Source organism: Bacillus sp. FSL K6-2819, assembly GCF_038008305.1.
Lineage (GTDB): Bacteria > Bacillota > Bacilli > Bacillales > Bacillaceae > Bacillus > Bacillus amyloliquefaciens.
On sequence record NZ_JBBOYV010000001.1, the window covers coordinates 2,433,999 to 2,453,492 of the forward strand.

A 19,494-nucleotide genomic window follows, 5' to 3' on the forward strand; every position below is an offset into this window, starting at 1 on the left:
TACCCCTTTGTATGAAAAAATTTGCACACCTGTATTTTCCGTTGCAATAATTTGCACAACCCCTATGTTACCATGTTTTCATCTCTTGACAAAATATTTTTTCGATTGGACAATAAAGGAAATCATATCGAAAAGGGGTTTTCTGAATATGAGCCGGCTTGTTGCGCTTTTGATCCTGGTCCTCCCCGGCGCTGTTGCGGCGCTCGGCATTAAGCTGATGAGAGATGCATTATTCGGGCATACGTTTGCCCCGTTTCCGTCCCTTTTTCTTCAGGGAGCGGCCGGACTGGCGTTTTTTTTGTTCGGTCTTTATATTCTGGCCGGATTTATTCTGTACCGAGATCGGAAACGCAATCAAGTCAGCCCGCGGTTCAGGAAAAAAAAGCTGTAAAAAAAAGCCCTTGCAAAAAAGGGCTTTTTTCAGTCATCCGGCAGTATCGTTTTTGCAATGGATTGATCAAGTTCCTCATAGTCATGGTAAGCGATCGTTTCATATAATTCTTTTCTCGTCTGCATATCCGAAAGCCCCTCTTTTTGCGAGCCTTCTTCTTTTATAAGGCGGAAAATACGCTCAAAAGCCTTGGCCGCCGTCCTGAGAGACGTGACAGGGTAAATGACCATCTGACAGCCCATGCCGGAGAATTCTTCAGCGCTGTAATACGGCGTTTTTCCGAATTCAGTCATATTTGCGAGAATCGGCACACTGATTTGTTTGGAAAACGCTCTGAATTCACTTTCTGATTGGAGCGCTTCCGGGAAAATGGCGTCAGCACCCGCTTTTATATAAGCGGCCGCTCGTTTTAATGCGCCCTCCAGCCCTTCCTGCTGTCTGGCGTCTGTCCTCGCAACAACGAGAAGAGTCGGCGCTGCCTGCTTGACCGCTTGGATTTTCTGCGCCATTTCTTCGATCGGCACGAGCTGCTTCCCATTCAGATGCCCGCATTTTTTCGGCAGGCGCTGGTCCTCCATTTGGACGGCGGCTGCGCGCGCTTCATACATTTCTTTCGCCGTCCGGGCGGCATTCAGCACTCCTCCGAAACCCGTATCAATATCCACAAGGACAGGCAGGTCAGATGCACGGACCAGGTCTTTAACACGTTCAGCCATTTCCGCCGACGTGATGATGCCTAAATCGGGAAGCCCTCTGCTCGCCGTGTAAGCCGCGCCTGACAAATAAAGAGCCGAAAACCCCGTTTTCTTGGCGATAAGAGCAGCCATCGCATCGTGAGCGCCGGGGATCTGCAATAGCTCCGGCGCTGTCATCTGCGTACGGAACCGCTCTGCAAGCTCCTCTTGAGACGACTGCCTGCTGACGATCCACGTCATGTTTGTCACCCTCCTACTTTATACGAGAAATAAGTCCATAAATTCAATAACGCTGAGCTGCTGCATCCGTCCGCTATGTTTGCAGGCTTCTTCTATTTTATGCTGCTGCTTCAGTGAAAAATGAGTGCTGACGTTTGCTGAAAACTTGGCAAGAATATTCGGAACGGCTTCTTTTCTGCGGAATCGGTGCCCGAGCGGGTATTCACATTCAATCCGTTCCGTAGCTGTGCCGTCTGTAAAATGCACCTGCACGGCATTTGAGATGGATCGCTTATGCGGGTCTAAGTAATCTTTTGAGTACGCTTTATGTTCCGTCACCTCCATTTTGCTCCGCAATGTATCAATTCTCGGGTCAGAGGCCGTTTCCTCTTCATAATGGTCTGCCGTAATATCTCCGAAAAGCAGCCCGATTGCCGTAATGTACTGCAGGCAATGATCCCGGTCAGCCGGATTGTGAAGCGGGCCTTTTTTATCAATAATCCGGATGGCTGACTCATGCGTCAAAATCGTGATTCTGTCGATTTCCCCGATGCGGTCTTTCACCTCAGGATGGAGTTGGACCGCGCATTCCGCAGCTGTTTGGGCGTGGAATTCAGCCGGATAGGATACTTTAAACAAAACATTCTCCATAACATAGGAACCAAGCGGGCGGGCAAGCTTCATTTCCTGCTGATTAAATAATACATCTTGAAATCCCCATCCCGGTGCGGTCAGCGCCGTCGGGTATCCCATTTCACCTTTCAGCGCCATGAGGGCCAAATACACGCCTCTGCTCGTCGCATCACCGGCCGCCCATGATTTGCGCGATCCGGTGTTCGGCGCATGCCGGTACGTTCTGAGGCTTGAATTGTCAATCCAGGCGTGTGATACGGCGTTGCTGATTTCCTCTTTTGAACCGCCCAGCATTTGCGTGCAAACAGCCGCAGTCGCCACTTTCACAAACAGCACATGGTCCAGTCCGACTCTGTTTAAACTGTTTTCCAAAGCGAGAATACCTTGGATTTCGTGCGCTTTGATCATTGCGCGAAGCACATCGCGCACGGTAAACGGTTCTTTCCCTTCAGACACCCTTACTCTGGAAATATAGTCCGCACAGGCCAAAATGCCTCCGAGATTGTCAGACGGATGACCCCATTCCGCCGCAAGCCACGTATCATTATAATCGAGCCATCTGTTGATACATCCGATATTAAAAGCGGCCGTGACGGGGTCTAAAACAAAAGGCGTGCCGGGGACTCTGCTTCCGTTCGGCACGGAGGTTCCCGGAACAATCGGGCCGAGCAGCTTTGTACATTCGGGATAGCTGAGCGCCAGAATTCCGCAGCCTATCGTATCAAGAAGCACATGTCCTGCCGTAGTGAAAGCTTCTGAACTGTCAATCTCTTGATGGAGCACATAATCAGAAATCTCTTCGATCACGGCGTCCATTCGGCGGGTTTCTGTCATATTTTCATCTTCCTTTCTCATCTGTTTACAGACGCGCTCCGGTATAGCGGACACGCGGGCGGAAAAGCCGGTTTCGGCTGTGCTGTTCAATGACGTGCGCGCATAGGCCGACCGTCCGTGCGCTGAAGAATATAGGCGTGTACAGCGGAATCGGAATGCCGAGCATGTAATAGACCGGCGCTGCGTAGTAATCTAAATTCGGGTAAAGGCCTTTTTTCTCCCGCATGACGGTTTCACCGGCTTCACACATGTTATAAAGACGGAAATCACCCGAAAGATCAGACAGCTTTTTCAATGCTTCTTTCATCATGAGCGCCCTCGGGTCCATTTTTTTCATGTAGACGCGGTGACCGAAGCCCATGATTTTTTCTTTGTTTGCGAGTTTTTGAGTTAACAATTGTATAAACCCGTCTGTATCTTTCGCTTCTTCAAGCATGTACATAACCGCTTCGTTCGCTCCACCGTGAAGGTTTCCCTTCAATGAGGCGACGGCTCCGGTCAGAGCGCCGTATATATCCGATTGTGTCGAAGCAATGACGCGGGCCGTAAACGTTGAGTTCGGCAATTCATGCTCACTGTATAAAAGAAGCGACCGGTCGAATATTTCTTCTTCCAAGGATGACGGGGTTTTTCCGGTAATCATATATAAAAAGTTTGCGCTGTACGATAAGGTCCCGACAGGCGCTAAAGGCTCCAGCCCGTTTATGACACGATAGCTGTTGACGGTAAGATTCGGCATTTTGCCTATCAGCCCGCGGACACGGTGCTGATTCACAGATGAGGTGCGGTCATCAATGTCCTTGTCAAAGCCTCCAAGCGCGGACAAACCCGTCCTCAGTCCGTCCATCGGGTGAGTATGTTCTGGCAGCAGACGGCAGATGTGCAAGATTTCCTCAGGAAGGTATCCGCCGCGCCGGACGTCCTCTTCAAGCGCCGCCTTCTCTTTCGCATCAGGAAGTCTGTCTTCCAATAAGAGGTGGACAATGTCCATATAGCCGGCCGTTTTAGAAAGCTCAATCAGATCGTGGCCTTTGATCAAAATACTGCCCTGCTGTGTATCCAGAAAAGAAATTCCCGTTTCCACCGCAATAACGCCATCTAAACCGGGAGAATAAGATTCCATGATTTCGCTCCTTTTCGCACATTTTATTGAAGAAGATACTTAGAAATAATCAGCCTTTGAATCTCATTGGTGCCTTCATAGATTTGCGTGACCTTCGCATCCCGAAATAAACGCTCCGCAGGATACTCTTTCATATAGCCGTAGCCGCCGTGAATCTGCACAGCCTCAACCGCCGCTTTCATCGCCGCATCAGACGCGAACTGCTTTGCCATTGATGCTTCTTTTCCGCACGGAAGCCCGCGCTGATACAGATCAGCAGCATGATAGACCAATAACTTGGCAGCTTCCGCATTCGTCGCCATGTCAGAAAGTTTAAAAGAAACAGCCTGATTCGAGGCGATGGGCCTGCCGAACTGGCTGCGGGTTTTGGAGTACTCGACAGAGCAGCCGAGCGCCGCTTCGATAATCCCGAGCGCCTGAGCCGCTATGCCGATCCGCCCGACATCAAGGTTTTTCATGGCGATTGAAAAACCCTCGCCCTCTTCGCCGAGCCTGTTCTCAATTGGAATTTCCGCTTGGTCAAATTGCAATTCGACAGTGCTGGAACCTAACAGTCCGAGCTTTTTTTCTTTTTTTCCGATAGAAAAGCCGGGTGTGTTTTTTTCAACGATAAAAGCGGATATCCCCTTCCTCCCTTTAGCCGGGTCGGTTAAGGCAAATGTCAGATACAGATCTGCCGCTCCGCCGTTTGTAATAAAGATTTTTGAACCGTTCAGAATATAGGAACCGCCTTTTCTCACGGCCGTTGTTTTCAGGCCTCCCGCATCAGATCCGGATTGAGGCTCAGTAAGTGCAAACGCCCCTACATATTCGCCCGCTGCCAGCTTTGGAATGTACATTTGTTTTTGGGCTTCTGTCCCGAAATGCAAAATCGGGTTTGTCCCTACCGATGTGTGGACGGATAAAATAACGCCGACAGCCGCGCTTACTTTTGATATTTCATGAATCGCTAAAATATAAGATGTTATATCAGCGCCCGCTCCGCCATAAGCTTCCGGGACGGGAATCCCCATTAACCCCGCTTCCCCCATTTTTTTAATCAGCCGGTCCGGAAATTCATCGGTTGTTTCCATGATCTCAACCATCGGCGCGACTTCCTTGCGCGCAAAATCACGCACCATTTTTCTCATCATGATGTGCTCTTCTGTAAAATGCACGGCTGCCGCCTCCCCCTCATGATTTTTATGTCATCTGTTGTACTCATAAAAACCGCGCCCGCTTTTTTTGCCGAGCCAGCCGGCGCTGACATATTTTCTGAGCAGAGGGCATGGACGATATTTCGAATCTCCGAGTCCCGAATAGAGAACCTCCATAATGGAAAGGCACGTATCCAATCCGATGAAATCGGCTAATGTTAAAGGCCCCATCGGATGACGCATGCCGAGCTTCATCACATCGTCAATCGCTTCCTTTGAGGCCGCACCTTCGTAAAGGCAATAAACGGCCTCGTTAATCATCGGCATTAATATGCGATTAGATATAAAGCCTGGAAAGTCATTGACTTCAACAGGTATTTTTTTCATCTGAACGGCAAGCTTCTTTACTGTTTCCGATGTTTCTTCCGACGTGGCAAGCCCCCTGATGACTTCGACAAGCTCCATGACGGGAACCGGATTCATAAAATGCATGCCGATTACTTTTTCAGGCCTTTTGGTGACAGCGGCAAGCTCCGTAATGGGAAGAGAAGACGTATTGCTTGCCAATACGGTATGAGGGGGACACAGTTTATCGAGTGTGCCGAGCAATTCGGCCTTTGCTTTTTTGTTTTCGGCAATCGCTTCTATTACAAAATCAGCATTTCCCGCGTCCGTTAATTCTGCCGGGGAAATGCTGCTGAAAACGGCATCTGTTTCATGCTGTGTCTTTCGTCCTTTCGCCTGATCTTTCTCCAGATTTGTTTTGATGCGGCGAAGGCCTTTTGTCACCATTTCCGGCTCCCAGTCGTATAACATGACGGTAAACCCAGCTTCGGCAGCTGTCTGTGCGATGCCGGCTCCCATCTGTCCGGCACCTGCGACCATGATTGTTTTCATCTTCATCTGACGCTCCCTTCGTTATATCAGTACACCTCCAGCAGGACGGCGTCTCCTTGAGCCGCTCCGCTGCATATTGCCGCTATGCCTAAACCTCCGCCGCGCCGCTTTAATTCGTATATCAAACTCATGATGATTCTGGCTCCGCTTGCGCCGATCGGATGGCCGAACGCAATTGCCCCCCCGTTAACATTCACTTTCTCCCGGCTGAACCCGGCTATTTTTTCGCTCACGAGGACGACGGACGCAAATGCTTCATTCACTTCAAACAAATCGATGTCGTCAACGGACAAACCGGTTTTTTTCAAGAGCCGGCTGATGGCTTCTCCCGGCGCGCTTGCAAGCTCGGACGCTTCCAGTCCGACAGACGCAAAACCAAGTATCGCAGCGAGCGGTCTGACATGCTGCTTCGCGGCTTTTTCCTCCGACATCAGCACAAATGCTCCGGCGCCGTCATTTACACCGGGAGCGTTTCCGGCGGTGACCGTTCCGTCGGCTGTAAAAATAGGTTTGAGCTTTGCGAGCTGGTCAAGGCTTGTATCCGGACGCAGCCCCTCATCTGCTGCAACAGTATGCTGTTTGCCCTTTTTGCCGGTCCAGGTGACGGGGACGATTTCTTCATGCAATTTACCCGTCTCAGCTGCCTCAGCCGCGCGTTTCTGGCTTAAAAGAGCGTAATGATCCTGTTCATCTCGGGAAATGCCGTACTTTTTGGCCGCAGAGCTTCCGTGGACAGCCATATGCACCTGATCAAACGCACAGGTCAGCCCGTCATGAACCATTAAATCCTGAAAAACCCCGTCTCCCATCCTCACACCCCAGCGGCCGGCCGGAATGGCGTACGGAATGTTGCTCATGCTTTCCATACCGCCTGCAATCAGCACGTCCGCATCTTTCGCCCGGATGATTTGATCACAGATGGTAACGGCTCTGAGCCCCGATGCACAGACCTTATTAATGGTTTCAGCCGGAACGGACCATGGAAGCCCGGCATGCCTCGCAGCCTGCCGCGCCGGAATCTGCCCCGCGCCCGCCTGGACGACCATTCCCATCACCGCACCTTCTGCTTCACTTTCACTGATGCCGGCGCGCTTGATTGCTTCTTTTATGGCAATGCCGCCAAGCTCGGCTGCTTTTACCTCTTTTAATGCCCCGCCGAATTTTCCGAACGGCGTTCTAGCCGCACTGACGATAACCGTTTTTCCCACACTTTTGCCTCACTTTCAATAAGATAAAAGATAACGCTTACACAAAACGCCCTGTTCCAATATATGAACCGGCTGACCAAGTTATGATCGCCCCGTGCTGTTTCTGCCCATAAAAAAAGAGGACTGTCTGAACAGTCCTCTAGTTGCAGCATTCTTCTTTTATTGAAAGAGCCAGCTTTGGATAATCGGTAAAAAATGCGTCTGCTCCCGCTTTTATCAGCTGCTTCATATCTTCCGGCCGATTGACGGTGAACGGACGGAGCGCCGCTTGGTGTTTTGCAAGATGTTTGATCACTTCAGCGCTGACCGCCGGCGTGCCGAGCTTCGGATGATAACCAGAAGCTGGAATTGAAGCAAGATACCGTTCAGGCCGGTAAAGCACATCCATCGTCAGCACCGCCCGTTCTATCTCAGGTGCCAGGGCGTGGCAAAGCGCGAGGCTCTCATGATTAAATGAAGAAAAAATAACGCGCTGTTCCAGTCCGTAATACCTGACTTTTTTGATCACTTCTTCTTCCATTCCCTCGTAACGGAACACGCTGTTTTTCAGCTCAATATTGATCAGAAAATCAGCACGCTCCGCAAAACGCAGCACGTCTGACAAAAGCGGAATTCTGACTCCTTTAAACGAATCTTTCCATTTGCCGGCGGCATCTGCGGTTCTGATTTTCTCATACGCCGTATCTTTCACAAATCCTTTCAAAGACGTCGTACGGTCAAGGGTTTCGTCGTGAATAACCACGATTCGGCCGTCTTTTGTCATTTGTACGTCAAGTTCGATTCCGTCAGCTCCGGCCTCAATCGCTTTCGTGAACGCGAGCATCGTATTTTCGGGATAGTCGCCCGACGCCCCCCGGTGGGCAAAAATAGTCGTCATATGTGTCACCTCAGGTGTTTGTCATCGGTTTTCTCTATTATAATCGTTATGCACATAAGGAGGGCGCTATTTACATATATTTTATAATTATTGCCCGCTGTAATAGGTTTCGATTCCGTTTACAACAGCGTCTGCGGCATGCTCTTGTCCACTCTCGTTTTTCAGCTTGTCCGCATCTTGAGAATTTGTGATAAAGCCTAATTCAGCCAGCACACTCGGCATTTTTGAATATGTAATGACATAAAAAGGGGCTTCTTTTACACCTCTGTCCCTCATCTCTAAAGACGAGACAAGCTGCTGTTGAATGTCAGAAGCAAGCCTCTCACTGTCTGCTCCTTCATATGTTGAATTAAAATACGTCTCTGTGCCCGATGCCGTTGATACGGCTGAATTCGTATGGAGGCTGACGAATAAATCGGATTGGCTGGCGCTTGCTTTCGCCACCCGCTCGTCCAAACTTAAAAAAGTATCATCCGTTCTTGAAGCAACAGGTTTTGCGCCTTCTGCCTCCAATTTGGCGATCACCTTGTTTGACACCGCTAAATTGATATTTTTCTCCAGCAGTCCATTTCCGCCGGCCCCGCTGTCTTCTCCGCCATGCCCGGCATCGATATAAATGGTTTTTCCTTGCACAGATTCAGCTGCATAAGCGGACGGTGCAAGAAGAAGCAGAGCGGCACCGAATGCTGCAGCGCTTTTTGTCAGTAAACCCACGTGTTTTCCTCCCCGTTCTTTACATATCTGTTTCTCTTTTCAGTTTTTCAAGCCGTAATTGTCCGTTGCTCTCTTTTTTATAGGTGATTTGCACCGCCGTATGTTCAGGCAGAGACTGACATTCAAACCGCTTAGAAAAAGGCACCTTCACCTCTTGCCGCTCTCCGTCAATTTTCACCGCGATCGTATCGTTTCCGGACGCTTTTATGAATGTTCCTTCCTGTGTAAATGACGGCGCCGAATCCGCCTCTGCGGTATACTCGCAGCCTGATAACAGCCATGCGGTGAAGATCAGAAGTATGACAGATATGACAGACTTCACACAGATCACCTCACGTTTTCTCATTCGGCTTTATCTTTGAACAGAATGGGCGATTTGTAAAGGGCGCCTTCGTTCCTCCAGTGCTTTTCCATATTTGGAATGAAGGATTTCTGACCCGCTGATTACCTGAACTTAGAAAGAAAACGAGCTGATCCGTCTATGAAAAAGGTTCTGTCTGAAGAGCGGATATGCAGAATTTAACGGAAACGGACGACTTTCTATTCATTTTGATAAAATATCAGGTCATCAAAAAAAGAGAGCCTCATCATGCGCTCTCCCGAATAGAATTGTTCATATTTATTTTGAGTTTTTCATAAAATGAACGGGACAACTTAAAAGAGCAGCGTATTGACGGCAATGATGAGAATAATCACTCCGCTCAGCACCGTGCTGAACTGTCCGACATGGAAAGATCCGATGCGCAATGACGAAGCTTTTTTTCCAAGCAAGCAGCCGAGCCATATGGTCAGAAAACTTCCGAACGCCGCAGTGATGGAAATTGCGGCGGGAGAAAGCCCGATCAGACCTGCGCTTAATCCGTTAGTCAGCGCATTTGCGGATACGGCCACTCCGAGGACCATGGATTCCAATATACCGATTTCTCCCGAACCGTCAGCATCTGCTGTCTCCGGGTTTTGTAACAGACCGGCAAAACGGCCTTTTTTTCTTGATGACACATCAGCACGCGCTGAATTTTCTTTTTTTCTCGGCACAGCCAGCAGGATGATGCGGATGCCGATGACAGATAAGATAAAAGCCGCCAGCAAGACGGGAAAAAAACCAGGCAGAACGGCTGAAATCCATTTGCCGAAATAAATCCCGATATAACTGAATAAAAAACAGATAAAAGCGATCATCATATTTGACGCGTGCGATATTTTGATCTTTCTGATGCCGTATGACATCCCCACTCCTAAATTATCAATGCTCGAGGACACTGCCAAACCTAAAATCAATAACCAAGCCATGTTATTTTCTCCCCATTCTTTGATGTCTTTTCAACATGTTGCGCTGTTGAATCTACACTATCCTATTCAGCAGTACAGAAAAGGTACCTTTTCTGCAAAAAATTATTGACTGATTATCATCATTCCGGCGGAAACGAGGTGACACCCTTGGCAGAAAATGAAAATAATACATTGGGCCCCCTTTTAAAATCACTGCTTGATAAGCACTCGCTCTCCATGAGAAAACTCGGCGCCTTAACCAACATTGATACGGCCACCATCTCCCGGATTATAAACGGCAAGCAGAAGGCCAATTTAAAGCATCTTCAGGAATTTTCAAAACACCTCCGCACCCCGCTGGAGGAATTGCTTGAGGCGTCAGGCATAGACATCGGCCATGATAAAGAAGCTGCGCCGCAAGATCCGATGCACGCGATTCAGGATATGCTGAATATGGCGGAGATGTTTGATCAGCCTTTTTCCCGGGAGCAAATTGAACGCGAGCTGACCAGATATGAACAATATGCCAAAACCCAGCAGGGCCATCGCCTGATTTGTGATGAGTTTCAAAAGAAAATGGATAACGAAGAAAGCGTCGGCCCTTTTATTGATCACTTGAAAAACATGCATCATCAATATATGGATGAATCAACACCGGCTGAAGACCGCGCGATTCTCGGGAGCGCGCTGCTGTATTATATTTTGGCGACGGACGTCATTCCGGATTACATGTTTCCGATCGGCTATCTGGACGACGCGATCGCCGTTCAAATCGCTTTGCATCGGCTGAAAAAAAAGTAAAGGCGCTTAAAAAAGCGCCCTTTTTTGTTGAAAAATATGAAACACCGCATTACGGTTTTGTCAAAACAGAGACAGCTGTCATATGATACATTAACCTAACAAAAAGGAGGGTGTCTTCTATGGACAGCAACACAGTTGTGGCAGTGTGCGCTCTGTTAAGTGTTGTGATTCAGATCGGAACGATATTCGCCGCAGGAAAGTGGAAAAAAGAATAAAAAACAAATTGACGGTTTTTTCGCACAAGCGTATGCTTATAAATAATCTTGTAAATGATTAGAAAGAAGTTATGCATATGAAAAAAATCATTCTCCTCTTCGCCGCCGCTGTCATATTCAGCTCGATCGGCCATCAAATTTCAGGCGGATATAAAGATCCCGAAAAAGAACGGAGAAAACCGTTCCATTCATTTAAATGGTTCAGCCGATCATAATCTCAGGATAAAGCACAGGCAAAATAATTGCACACAATTAAAACATAAGCTAGAATACGGACGAGTTAAACTCCTAAGGAAGAAGGCGAAATGATGAAACAAATTTATAAACCGCTGTTTGAACCTTTTACGTTTGAAAGCGGCGTTACCATACCAAACCGTATTTCTGTCGCACCGATGACACACTATTCATCAAACGATGACGGAACAATTTCAGACCGTGAATTAAGCTACATTACTCCCCGTTCAAAAGAAATGGGCATGGTCATTACGGCATGTGCAAACGTAACACCTGATGGCAAAGCGTTTCCCGGCCAGCCCGGTATCTATGATGATTCTCACATTCCCGGCTTGAAAAAACTCGCTCAGGCGATCCAGTCTCAAGGAGCGAAAGCCGTTGTGCAGATTCACCATGGCGGATTGGAATGCCCTCCTGAACTCGTGCCAAACAAAGACGTCGTCAGCCCGAGCGGCTCAGAAGAAGACGGCAGACAAACTTCCCGGGCTCTTACTGAACAAGAAGTTGAGCACATCGTAAAAGCATTCGGCGAAGCGACACGCAGAGCGATTGAAGCCGGCTTTGACGGTGTTGAAATTCACGGGGCAAACGGGTACCTGATTCAACAATTTTATTCTCCGAAAACCAATCAGCGCACAGACCGCTGGGGCGGAAGCGATGAAAAACGCCTTGCGTTCCCGCTTGCAGTCGTTGACGCTGTCAAACAGGCGATTGCTGCACACGCTGAAAATCCATTTGTTCTCGGCTACCGCCTGTCACCGGAAGAGCCGGAAACACCTGGGATTACAATGAAAGAAACCTTCCTGCTCGCCGACGCGCTTGCGGAACAAAACTTGGATTACCTGCATATTTCACTGATGGACGTCAATTCCAAAGCCCGCCGCGGCGCAGATACTTCACGTACACGGATGGATTTATTAAACGAACGCGTTGGCCATAAAGTGCCGCTGATGGCGGTCGGTTCTATCTATACCGCGGATGAAGCGCTAGCCGTATTAGAAAGCGGGATTCCGCTGGTGGCTCTGGGACGTGTCATTCTGATCAACCCCGAATGGTCGGTGCTGATCAAAGAAGGCCGCGAGCAGGAAATCGAAAAAGCAATAAAAGCATCTGAAATTGAGAAATACCGACTCCCTGAACCGTTATGGGAAATGATCCAGAATACAGGCGGCTGGGTGCCGTTTGAAAAATAACCACAAAAAACTGCCGGATGTCCGGCAGTTTTTTTGGTTCATAAATTTTTACCGCTTTGTTTACTCCTATTTCTGACACACTGCGTACATATAGTAAATAGATTAATAGAAAGGAGACCGTATATGATGGCTGGATTTCCTATTACGATTAACAGTCTTTCCGGAAACGGGGTTGTCAATGTCGGCGGCGCGTTTTCGATAAGTCCTTTAACCGTATCAAAAACAGTCTACGGCTCAGGAGGAGGAAATATCGGTATGGTTCTGCAAATGAATCAATCCAGCACGGCTCAATCTTCAAGTTCTCAATTCTCTGATCAAAATGTAATGAAAACACTATGATATCTGTATTTCCCTCCTATTCCGGCTCACAGCAGCCGGATTTTTTTACCGTTTTGTTTAATCTTATTTCAGATCACAGCGTACATATAGTTAGTAGACTTAGAGAGAAAGGAGAAAAAATAGAATGAGCGGTTGCCCGATTACGATAAACAACGTATCAGGAAACGGAGTTGTCAATGTTGGCGGCGCTATATCCATCAGTCCGGTGACTGCATCAAAAACCGTTTTCGGTGCCGGAGGAGGAAATATCGGTATTGTCATTCAAAGCAATGCTGTGAGCCAGGCCAAAATGTTTGAGCATCAATTTTCAGATCAGAATATTGTGAAGTCAATTTAAGGGCTGCCACGCAGCCCTTATAGACACGTAAAGCGTCAATATAAGCAGGCCGACAGAATCACTGAAAACAATCAGCGGTCACCTTCTCATGTTTTGAATGATTTCAGTTAAGAGTGAATAGAATGCAGATTGAAAGCATGAAAACACGACAGTACTGAATCTCATTACGGAAAGAAGGAATCGCGATGAAAAAACTTTGCCGGGAAGTTTGGATTGAAGTTGACCTTGATGCGATAAAAAAGAATATACGGGCGATCCGCCGCCATATTCCGAATAAGTCTAAGATTATGGCCGTCGTAAAAGCAAACGCGTATGGCCACGGGTCTGTCGAAGTAGCGCGGCAGGCACTGGAAAGCGGAGCGAGCGAGCTCGCAGTCGCCAGCGTTGAAGAGGGGATTGTGTTACGAAGAGCGGGGATTACGGCACCGATCCTTGTACTCGGCTTTACCGCTCTCAGCTGTGTGAAAAAGTCTGCCGTCTGGAATATAACATTGTCAGCGTTTCAAGTCAGCTGGATCAAAAAAGCGAATCAGATATTGGAAGAAGAAGCGGTTTCGAAACGGCTGTCCATTCATATTAATGTGGATACCGGGATGGGCCGGCTTGGTGTACGCACAGAAAAAGACCTGTTAGCAGTTGTAAAAGCGCTCAAGTCGAGTACATACCTGTCATGGGACGGGATCTTTACCCATTTTTCAACAGCGGATGAACCTGATACTGAATTGACGATGCTGCAGCACGAAAAATTTATCAGCTTTCTCCGTTTTTTAAAAGATCAAGGCATTACGCTCCCTACCGTGCATATGTGCAACACAGCAGCCGCTATCGCTTTCCCGGAATTCAGCGCCGATATGATCCGTTTAGGCATCGGTTTATATGGATTATACCCGTCCGCCTATATCAAGGAGCTGGATCTTGTAAAACTCACGCCCGCACTCAGTTTAAAGGCGCGTATCGCTTATGTGAAAGCCATGGTGACAGAGCCCCGGACCGTCAGTTATGGTGCTACATATATCGCCGAACCGGGTGAAATCATCGCAACAATTCCGATCGGCTATGCTGACGGTTACTCGCGCGCCCTTTCCAACCGCGGGTTTATTCTTTATCGCGGCAGACGGGTGCCGGTGGCGGGGAGAGTGACGATGGATATGATTATGGTCAGTTTGGGTGAGAGTGAGGGCAAACAAGGAGAAGAAGTCGTCATCTACGGTAAACAAAAAGGAGCCGAGATTTCAGTTGATGAGATTGCCGAAATGCTAGGTACGATTAATTATGAAGTCGTATCTACGTTAAGCCGTCGCGTCCCCCGCTTTTATATCAGAGACGGCGAGATCATCAAAGTATCAGCTCCCGTATTATACGTGTAGGTCTCATAAACCCCGCTTTTATGCAGCATCAAGATTCCTCGGACCAGAGGGATTTTGCTTATGTATAAAAATTCAGATGCCGGTGCGAGTGATTCACTTTTTTCACCGGCAAAAGCACAAAACGCCTTCTCTTCCGCATTGATTCACGGAAAAGAAGACGAAAAAAGACATCCTGCCATTCAGCTTGCGTTATGAAGCTTTATGCTCCAATCTCAGCTTGTCAGCAACCATCGCGATGAATTCTGAATTGGTTGGTTTTGCTTTTGTCATGCTCACAGTATACCCGAACAGCGAAGAAATGGAGTCAATATTTCCCCTGCTCCATGCAACTTCAATGGCATGGCGGATGGCCCGTTCTACACGGCTTGCGGTCGTGTTGAATTTTTTGGCGATGTCGGGATAAAGGACTTTTGTGATGCTGCCGAGAAGTTCAATATCGTTATACACCATGGAAATGGCTTCACGCAAATAAAGATAGCCTTTGATATGGGCAGGCACACCGATCTCATGGATAATGCTTGTAATGCTGGCATCGAGATTTTTCCGCTTCGGCTCAGGCTGACTGCGGATAATGCTGCTTTGCGCGGACGGCGCACGGTGTGTGACGCTGCTGACATTGCCGCTTACCTGGCGGATATGGCCGACAAGGTTTTCCATATCAAACGGCTTCAGGATGAAGTAGGACGCACCTAAATCGACGGCTTTTTTCGTAACGTCTTCCTGACCGAATGCCGTCAGCATGATGACGTTCGGCTGCTTCGCAAGTTCTGATTCCCGGAGGCGCTCCAAAACCGCAAGACCGTCCAGATGCGGCATAATAATGTCTAAAACGAGCACATCGGGATTTTTATCTTTAAACAAAGAAAGGCATTCCTGTCCGTTATAAGCAACGCCGAGCACTTCCATATCATCCTGTCCCTCTATATATTCACTCAACAGGCTTACAAGCTCTCGATTATCATCAGCAACACAAACTTTAATTTTCTCCACGTTTCTTCCTCCCCCAATGTATTAACAGGACGCAACCCATTTGACTGCTACATGTTACATTCGACAAAACCACTACTTCCCCTTTTAAAAAATCCATTTTTACCAATAATAGTGGTATATCTTTGTTTTTCTAGCATTTTCTAGGTTTTTCGACTAAAAATTAAGTTTGACAAATCAGGAAACGTGAATTTGTCGAAAAATCTTCATGTCTTATTTTACATGAATCCAGGAAAGAAGTGAAGAACGAATCAAATAAAAAAACTGCCGGATCATCCGGCAGTCAGCTTGCTTTATCTTTTCCGTAAACATCAACGCCCGCTTCAGAAAGCATCCATTCGATATGAACCCCGTAGCCGCTTGTCGGATCATTGACAAACACGTGGGTAACAGCTCCGACGACTTTCCCGTTCTGGATGATCGGGCTTCCGCTCATTCCCTGAACGATTCCGCCGGTTTTTTTCAGCAGTTTCGGATCGGTTACCTTTAATACCATACCCTTTGTCGCCGGGAATTTTTGCGGCGTGGTGCTGACGATTTCAATATCAAATTTCTCTACTTTATCGTTTTCAATAACCGTCAGCATTTGCGCCGGTCCTTTTTTTACTTCATTTGACAAAGCAATCGGAAGCGCTTTGTCGGAAATATTGTTTTGAATCGGCTGATGCAGTTTCCCAAAGATGCCGAACGGACTGTTGCGGTTAATATCGCCGATCGTTTTCCGTTCTGACGAAAACCTTGCCAGTTTTTCGCCGGGATTGCCGCCTTTTCCTTTTTCAATGGAGGTTACAGTTGAATGGACGATTTCTCCGTCTTCTACAACAATCGGTTTTTTCGTATCCATATCAGAAATGACGTGGCCCAATGCGCCGTATTTTTTTGTTTTCGGTTCAAAAAATGTCATCGTGCCGATGCCGGCTGCCGAATCGCGGATATAAAGGCCGATTCGATATTTTCCTTCAGCTTCATCCTTTGTCGGAATCAGCTTTGTCTTGATTTTTTGCTTATCGCGTTTCACCAATAAATCCAATGATTCTCCGGTTGTGCCCGCTTTTTGAATAAACGGGGCGATATCGCTCATTTTTTCAATTTTATGTCCGTTCATTTTAATAATGATGTCGCCAGATTCAATTCCCGCTTGTTCTCCCGGAGACTTTTTTCCATCCTTTGTCATCACCTGATGAAAGCCGACGACCAAAACACCGACTGAATGCAGTTTTACACCGATGGACTGTCCGCCCGGAATGACCTTTAATTCAGGAAGCACACGCACTTTCGTTTTTTTAATGGGAAATCCGGCAAGATCATATACTACTTCTGACCGGCCTTGTTTTTGCCCTGTTATGTTTGCATGACCATGCTCTTCTTTCAGCGTAAAGGCTTCTGATAATTCGCCCTTTTCAGCGCTTATTGATGCATTGACCGGAACGGCTTGTGTCTGTTTTTCAAAGACGCTCATTTGCGACGGTATCAGTAAATATTCTTTAAACGGCTTAAAAAAGCCTACACTTAGTAAAGAAACAAGGAGAATTACACCTATTGCTTTCCTCATGTTATCGTGCATTCATTCCTTCACTCTCCTCGCTCCTATCCCACACCACTTTCTTTTTCTGCTACATCTATACTTTTGCCTTCCTGCGCTTGATTTATAACCGGCATACGAAGAAAAACATTGGATACACTGTTAGAGAAATGGAACAAAAAAATAAGCTGCCTGTATCAGCAGCTTATCCTGTCGTTTTTACCTGTCCGGCCTGTTTTAAAAGCTCTTTTGCATGCCGTTTTGTCAGATCTGTCACTTCGACGCCCGCAATCATGCGGCCGATTTCCGCTACCTTGTCCTGCTGGGAAAGCGGCGTGACATGCGTCGTCGTCCGGCCGTCTTTTAATTCTTTCGCGATCAAAAGGTGCGTGTCCGCCATGGCGGCAACCTGCGGGAGATGTGTAATGCAGAGCACCTGTGAACCGGTAGATACTTTATGGATTTTTTCCGCGATGGCCTGCGCAACCCGCCCGCTTACACCGGTGTCCACTTCGTCAAAGATGATGGAAGTGACATCCTGCTGAGAAGAAAAAATACTCTTTATCGCCAGCATCACCCTTGAAAGTTCGCCGCCGGACGCAACCTTTGACAGCGGCTTGAGAGGCTCACCGGTATTTGTTGAAATTAAAAATTTCACAAGGTCAATGCCCTTTTGGGTAAGCTGCACGGGCTGGCCGTTGACAACTGGCGCTTCATCGGCTGACGGATCGGTTTTCACAAGAAATTCCGTATCAAACGTAGATTTGCCCATATACAGACTTTTTAATTCCTGATGAATCGCTTCAGCCAGTTTTTTGGCCCATGCTTTTCTGATTTTTGATAAGTTGGCGGCTTCTACGGCCACATCTTTGCCCACGGACTCCAGTTCCTTCTTCAGCGTTTCAAGGTGGCTGTCACGGTTCTCGATTTGATCAATTTCCTCTTCTATCTTTGAGCCGTATTCCAGAATATCTTCTACCGTCGCTCCGTATTTGCGCTTCAGCTGTTTAATCTCGTTTAAACGGGTTTCAATAAAATTCAGCCGTTCCGGATCATATTCCAGATCATCTAACAAATTGCGCATCTGAAAGGTTGCATCTTCCAGCAGATAATAGGAACTTGACACAGTTTCGGACAGCTTTTGCAGCGGTTCATTGATATCCGAAATGTCTTCAAGCTGGGCAGAAGCCATTCCGACCCAGTCGAGACCCCCCTGCTCACTGCGGAGCGCATTATAGGCGTTTTGCAATGATTCATAAATTTTCTCAAAGTTGGATATTTGCTTCCGTTCTTCCTGAAGAAGCTCGTCTTCATTCAATTCAAGCTTAGCCGATTCGATTTCTTCAAGCTGAAATTGGATCAGATCTAACCGATGCGCCATTTCCTGCTCGCTCTCTGACAGCTTCTTCACTTTTTTGAGCAGCTTCATATAACGGTCATAGCCTTCACGGTAAGCCTGAAGCGCTGATTCGGCCTCAGCGCCCGCAAATTTATCTAAAAGCTCTAAATGCTTGTCGTCCTCCATTAACAGCTGGTTATCATGCTGTCCGTGAATATCTAATAAAAGTCTGCCGATCTCCCTTAAAGCCGCGATCGTTACTAATTTTCCGTTGACACGGCAGACGCTTTTTCCTCCGGCATTGATGTCCCTTCTCATGACAATCATGTCGTCAGATGCGTCTATTCCCTGCTCACGGCACACCTCAAAAACGGGATGGCCGCTGTCTAAAAGAAACAGTCCTTCAAGCTCGGCCTTTGTTTCACCGTAACGGACAAATTCAGACGACCCGCGGCCGCCGACTAACAGGGAAACGGCGTCTATAATAATTGACTTGCCGGCTCCTGTTTCTCCCGTCAGGACGGTGAGCCCCCGTTCAAACGAGATCGTCAGTTCCTCTATAATGGCAAAGTTTTTTATTGATAGTTCAGCTAACAAACAGCATTCCACCTTTTATCTGATAATTACGCTACAGCAGCTCCAAAAGACGGCTTTGAACGCCTTCCGTATCTTCAGGCGTCCTGCAGATGATCAAAATTGTGTCATCTCCGCAAATCGTGCCCATGATTTCCTCCCATTCGAGATTATCCATCAAAGCACCGATTGCCTGAGCATTCCCCGGCATCGTCTTTAATACGATCATATGGCTTGCTGAGTCAATTTTTACGAACGCATCCATTAATGAACGCTTCAGTTTTGACAGCGGGTTGAACCGCTGATCCGCCGGCAGGCTGTATTTGTAGGAGCCGTTATTCGTAGGCACCTTTACGAGATGCAGCTCTTTAATGTCTCTGGAAACAGTCGCCTGGGTTACCTTATACCCTTCTTCTCTCAGCATGTCAACTAAGTCATCCTGCGTTTCAATCTCCTGGCTTGTAATAAGCTCTCTGATTTTTATATGCCTTTGGCCTTTTGTCATGTAAGCACCTCTGTTTTCAAGCTGTTCTTGTCATTATGTTAACCGCTTCTTGATAAAAAGTACATGATGGCAGAAAAAAGGAATAA

At 47.5% G+C, this 19,494-nt stretch carries 22 protein-coding genes; 8 read left to right on the forward strand and 14 right to left on the reverse strand.

The window, feature by feature from the left end; translation table 11 throughout:
* Window positions 1-148: 148 nt before the first annotated feature.
* Window positions 149-391, forward strand: a complete 243-nt coding sequence (locus MHH91_RS12630) for a DUF2627 domain-containing protein (protein ID WP_013352807.1) — start codon at window positions 149-151, stop codon at window positions 389-391.
* A gap of 29 nt (window positions 392-420) precedes the next feature.
* Here MHH91_RS12630 and prpB read toward each other — a convergent pair whose 3' ends face one another.
* The 10 genes from prpB to ytaF form a co-directional block, all read right to left on the reverse strand.
* The gene (prpB, locus tag MHH91_RS12635) at window positions 421-1,326 is read right to left on the reverse strand and encodes a methylisocitrate lyase (RefSeq protein WP_013352808.1); all 906 of its coding nucleotides are present in this window, start codon (window positions 1,324-1,326) and stop codon (window positions 421-423) included.
* Between the two features lie 18 nt (window positions 1,327-1,344).
* Window positions 1,345-2,772, reverse strand: a complete 1,428-nt coding sequence (locus MHH91_RS12640) for a bifunctional 2-methylcitrate dehydratase/aconitate hydratase (protein WP_014470643.1) — start codon at window positions 2,770-2,772, stop codon at window positions 1,345-1,347.
* Between the two features lie 25 nt (window positions 2,773-2,797).
* Window positions 2,798-3,895, reverse strand: coding sequence for a citrate synthase (gene mmgD, locus MHH91_RS12645; RefSeq protein ID WP_013352810.1), 1,098 nt, complete (start codon window positions 3,893-3,895; stop codon window positions 2,798-2,800).
* Window positions 3,896-3,918: 23 nt separating this feature from the next.
* Entirely contained in the window at window positions 3,919-5,052 is a 1,134-nt protein-coding gene (locus MHH91_RS12650; RefSeq protein ID WP_013352811.1) for an acyl-CoA dehydrogenase, read from the reverse strand.
* Between the two features lie 30 nt (window positions 5,053-5,082).
* Window positions 5,083-5,934 (reverse strand): 3-hydroxybutyryl-CoA dehydrogenase, encoded by an 852-nt coding sequence (locus tag MHH91_RS12655; protein WP_014472089.1) that lies wholly within the window; start codon window positions 5,932-5,934, stop codon window positions 5,083-5,085.
* 20 nt (window positions 5,935-5,954) lie between these two features.
* Entirely contained in the window at window positions 5,955-7,136 is a 1,182-nt protein-coding gene (locus MHH91_RS12660) for an acetyl-CoA C-acetyltransferase (protein ID WP_013352814.1), read from the reverse strand.
* 139 nt (window positions 7,137-7,275) lie between these two features.
* Entirely contained in the window at window positions 7,276-8,013 is a 738-nt protein-coding gene (locus MHH91_RS12665; protein WP_013352815.1) for a glycerophosphodiester phosphodiesterase, read from the reverse strand.
* 87 nt (window positions 8,014-8,100) lie between these two features.
* The gene (locus MHH91_RS12670; protein WP_013352816.1) at window positions 8,101-8,727 is read right to left on the reverse strand and encodes an N-acetylmuramoyl-L-alanine amidase family protein; all 627 of its coding nucleotides are present in this window, start codon (window positions 8,725-8,727) and stop codon (window positions 8,101-8,103) included.
* Between the two features lie 19 nt (window positions 8,728-8,746).
* The gene (locus MHH91_RS12675; protein ID WP_038462916.1) at window positions 8,747-9,073 is read right to left on the reverse strand and encodes a hypothetical protein; all 327 of its coding nucleotides are present in this window, start codon (window positions 9,071-9,073) and stop codon (window positions 8,747-8,749) included.
* A gap of 308 nt (window positions 9,074-9,381) precedes the next feature.
* On the reverse strand, window positions 9,382-10,017 hold the full coding sequence (gene ytaF, locus MHH91_RS12680; protein ID WP_013352818.1) for a sporulation membrane protein YtaF: 636 nt from the start codon (window positions 10,015-10,017) through the stop codon (window positions 9,382-9,384).
* A gap of 147 nt (window positions 10,018-10,164) precedes the next feature.
* Here ytaF and MHH91_RS12685 point away from each other — a divergent pair, with 147 nt between their 5' ends.
* The 7 genes from MHH91_RS12685 (at window position 10,165) to MHH91_RS12715 (ending at window position 14,677) form a co-directional block, all read left to right on the forward strand.
* Window positions 10,165-10,797, forward strand: coding sequence for a helix-turn-helix domain-containing protein (locus MHH91_RS12685; protein ID WP_013352819.1), 633 nt, complete (start codon window positions 10,165-10,167; stop codon window positions 10,795-10,797).
* Window positions 10,798-11,089: 292 nt separating this feature from the next.
* On the forward strand, window positions 11,090-11,227 hold the full coding sequence (locus MHH91_RS12690; RefSeq protein WP_014470646.1) for a hypothetical protein: 138 nt from the start codon (window positions 11,090-11,092) through the stop codon (window positions 11,225-11,227).
* A 93-nt stretch (window positions 11,228-11,320) separates the two neighbouring features.
* Window positions 11,321-12,439: an NADH-dependent flavin oxidoreductase gene (locus MHH91_RS12695; protein WP_038463265.1), complete on the forward strand. Its 1,119-nt coding sequence runs from the start codon at window positions 11,321-11,323 to the stop codon at window positions 12,437-12,439.
* Window positions 12,440-12,565: 126 nt separating this feature from the next.
* Window positions 12,566-12,778, forward strand: coding sequence for a spore germination protein (locus tag MHH91_RS12700; RefSeq protein WP_014470647.1), 213 nt, complete (start codon window positions 12,566-12,568; stop codon window positions 12,776-12,778).
* 124 nt (window positions 12,779-12,902) lie between these two features.
* Window positions 12,903-13,115, forward strand: a complete 213-nt coding sequence (locus MHH91_RS12705; protein WP_013352823.1) for a spore germination protein — start codon at window positions 12,903-12,905, stop codon at window positions 13,113-13,115.
* A gap of 185 nt (window positions 13,116-13,300) precedes the next feature.
* Window positions 13,301-14,482: an alanine racemase gene (gene alr / locus MHH91_RS12710; protein WP_013352824.1), complete on the forward strand. Its 1,182-nt coding sequence runs from the start codon at window positions 13,301-13,303 to the stop codon at window positions 14,480-14,482.
* Between the two features lie 60 nt (window positions 14,483-14,542).
* Entirely contained in the window at window positions 14,543-14,677 is a 135-nt protein-coding gene (locus MHH91_RS12715; RefSeq protein ID WP_014470649.1) for a hypothetical protein, read from the forward strand.
* On the opposite strand, the gene spo0A is transcribed toward MHH91_RS12715, so the two are convergent.
* From spo0A to ahrC, 4 genes are all read right to left on the reverse strand, one after another.
* A complete protein-coding gene (gene spo0A, locus MHH91_RS12720; protein WP_013352825.1) occupies window positions 14,672-15,472 on the reverse strand; it encodes a sporulation transcription factor Spo0A in 801 nt (266 codons plus the stop codon). The genes MHH91_RS12715 and spo0A overlap by 6 nt on opposite strands.
* A gap of 280 nt (window positions 15,473-15,752) precedes the next feature.
* The gene (spoIVB, locus tag MHH91_RS12725) at window positions 15,753-17,033 is read right to left on the reverse strand and encodes a SpoIVB peptidase (RefSeq protein WP_014470651.1); all 1,281 of its coding nucleotides are present in this window, start codon (window positions 17,031-17,033) and stop codon (window positions 15,753-15,755) included.
* Between the two features lie 163 nt (window positions 17,034-17,196).
* The gene (gene recN / locus MHH91_RS12730) at window positions 17,197-18,927 is read right to left on the reverse strand and encodes a DNA repair protein RecN (RefSeq protein ID WP_013352827.1); all 1,731 of its coding nucleotides are present in this window, start codon (window positions 18,925-18,927) and stop codon (window positions 17,197-17,199) included.
* A 31-nt stretch (window positions 18,928-18,958) separates the two neighbouring features.
* Window positions 18,959-19,408 (reverse strand): transcriptional regulator AhrC/ArgR, encoded by a 450-nt coding sequence (ahrC, locus tag MHH91_RS12735; RefSeq protein ID WP_013352828.1) that lies wholly within the window; start codon window positions 19,406-19,408, stop codon window positions 18,959-18,961.
* Window positions 19,409-19,494: the final 86 nt, after the last annotated feature.

Coding starts and splice junctions, on each gene's coding strand:
- MHH91_RS12630 (WP_013352807.1), top strand. CDS start 149: ATGAGCCGGCTTGTTGCGCTTTTGATCCTGGTCCTCCCCGGCGCTGTT.
- prpB (WP_013352808.1), bottom strand. CDS start 1,326: ATGACGTGGATCGTCAGCAGGCAGTCGTCTCAAGAGGAGCTTGCAGAG.
- MHH91_RS12640 (WP_014470643.1), bottom strand. CDS start 2,772: ATGACAGAAACCCGCCGAATGGACGCCGTGATCGAAGAGATTTCTGAT.
- mmgD (WP_013352810.1), bottom strand. CDS start 3,895: ATGGAATCTTATTCTCCCGGTTTAGATGGCGTTATTGCGGTGGAAACG.
- MHH91_RS12655 (WP_014472089.1), bottom strand. CDS start 5,934: ATGAAGATGAAAACAATCATGGTCGCAGGTGCCGGACAGATGGGAGCC.
- MHH91_RS12665 (WP_013352815.1), bottom strand. CDS start 8,013: ATGACGACTATTTTTGCCCACCGGGGGGCGTCGGGCGACTATCCCGAA.
- MHH91_RS12675 (WP_038462916.1), bottom strand. CDS start 9,073: ATGAGAAAACGTGAGGTGATCTGTGTGAAGTCTGTCATATCTGTCATA.
- ytaF (WP_013352818.1), bottom strand. CDS start 10,017: ATGGCTTGGTTATTGATTTTAGGTTTGGCAGTGTCCTCGAGCATTGAT.
- MHH91_RS12690 (WP_014470646.1), top strand. CDS start 11,090: ATGAAAAAAATCATTCTCCTCTTCGCCGCCGCTGTCATATTCAGCTCG.
- MHH91_RS12695 (WP_038463265.1), top strand. CDS start 11,321: ATGAAACAAATTTATAAACCGCTGTTTGAACCTTTTACGTTTGAAAGC.
- MHH91_RS12700 (WP_014470647.1), top strand. CDS start 12,566: ATGGCTGGATTTCCTATTACGATTAACAGTCTTTCCGGAAACGGGGTT.
- MHH91_RS12705 (WP_013352823.1), top strand. CDS start 12,903: ATGAGCGGTTGCCCGATTACGATAAACAACGTATCAGGAAACGGAGTT.
- alr (WP_013352824.1), top strand. CDS start 13,301: ATGAAAAAACTTTGCCGGGAAGTTTGGATTGAAGTTGACCTTGATGCG.
- MHH91_RS12715 (WP_014470649.1), top strand. CDS start 14,543: ATGTATAAAAATTCAGATGCCGGTGCGAGTGATTCACTTTTTTCACCG.
- spoIVB (WP_014470651.1), bottom strand. CDS start 17,033: ATGCACGATAACATGAGGAAAGCAATAGGTGTAATTCTCCTTGTTTCT.
- ahrC (WP_013352828.1), bottom strand. CDS start 19,408: ATGACAAAAGGCCAAAGGCATATAAAAATCAGAGAGCTTATTACAAGC.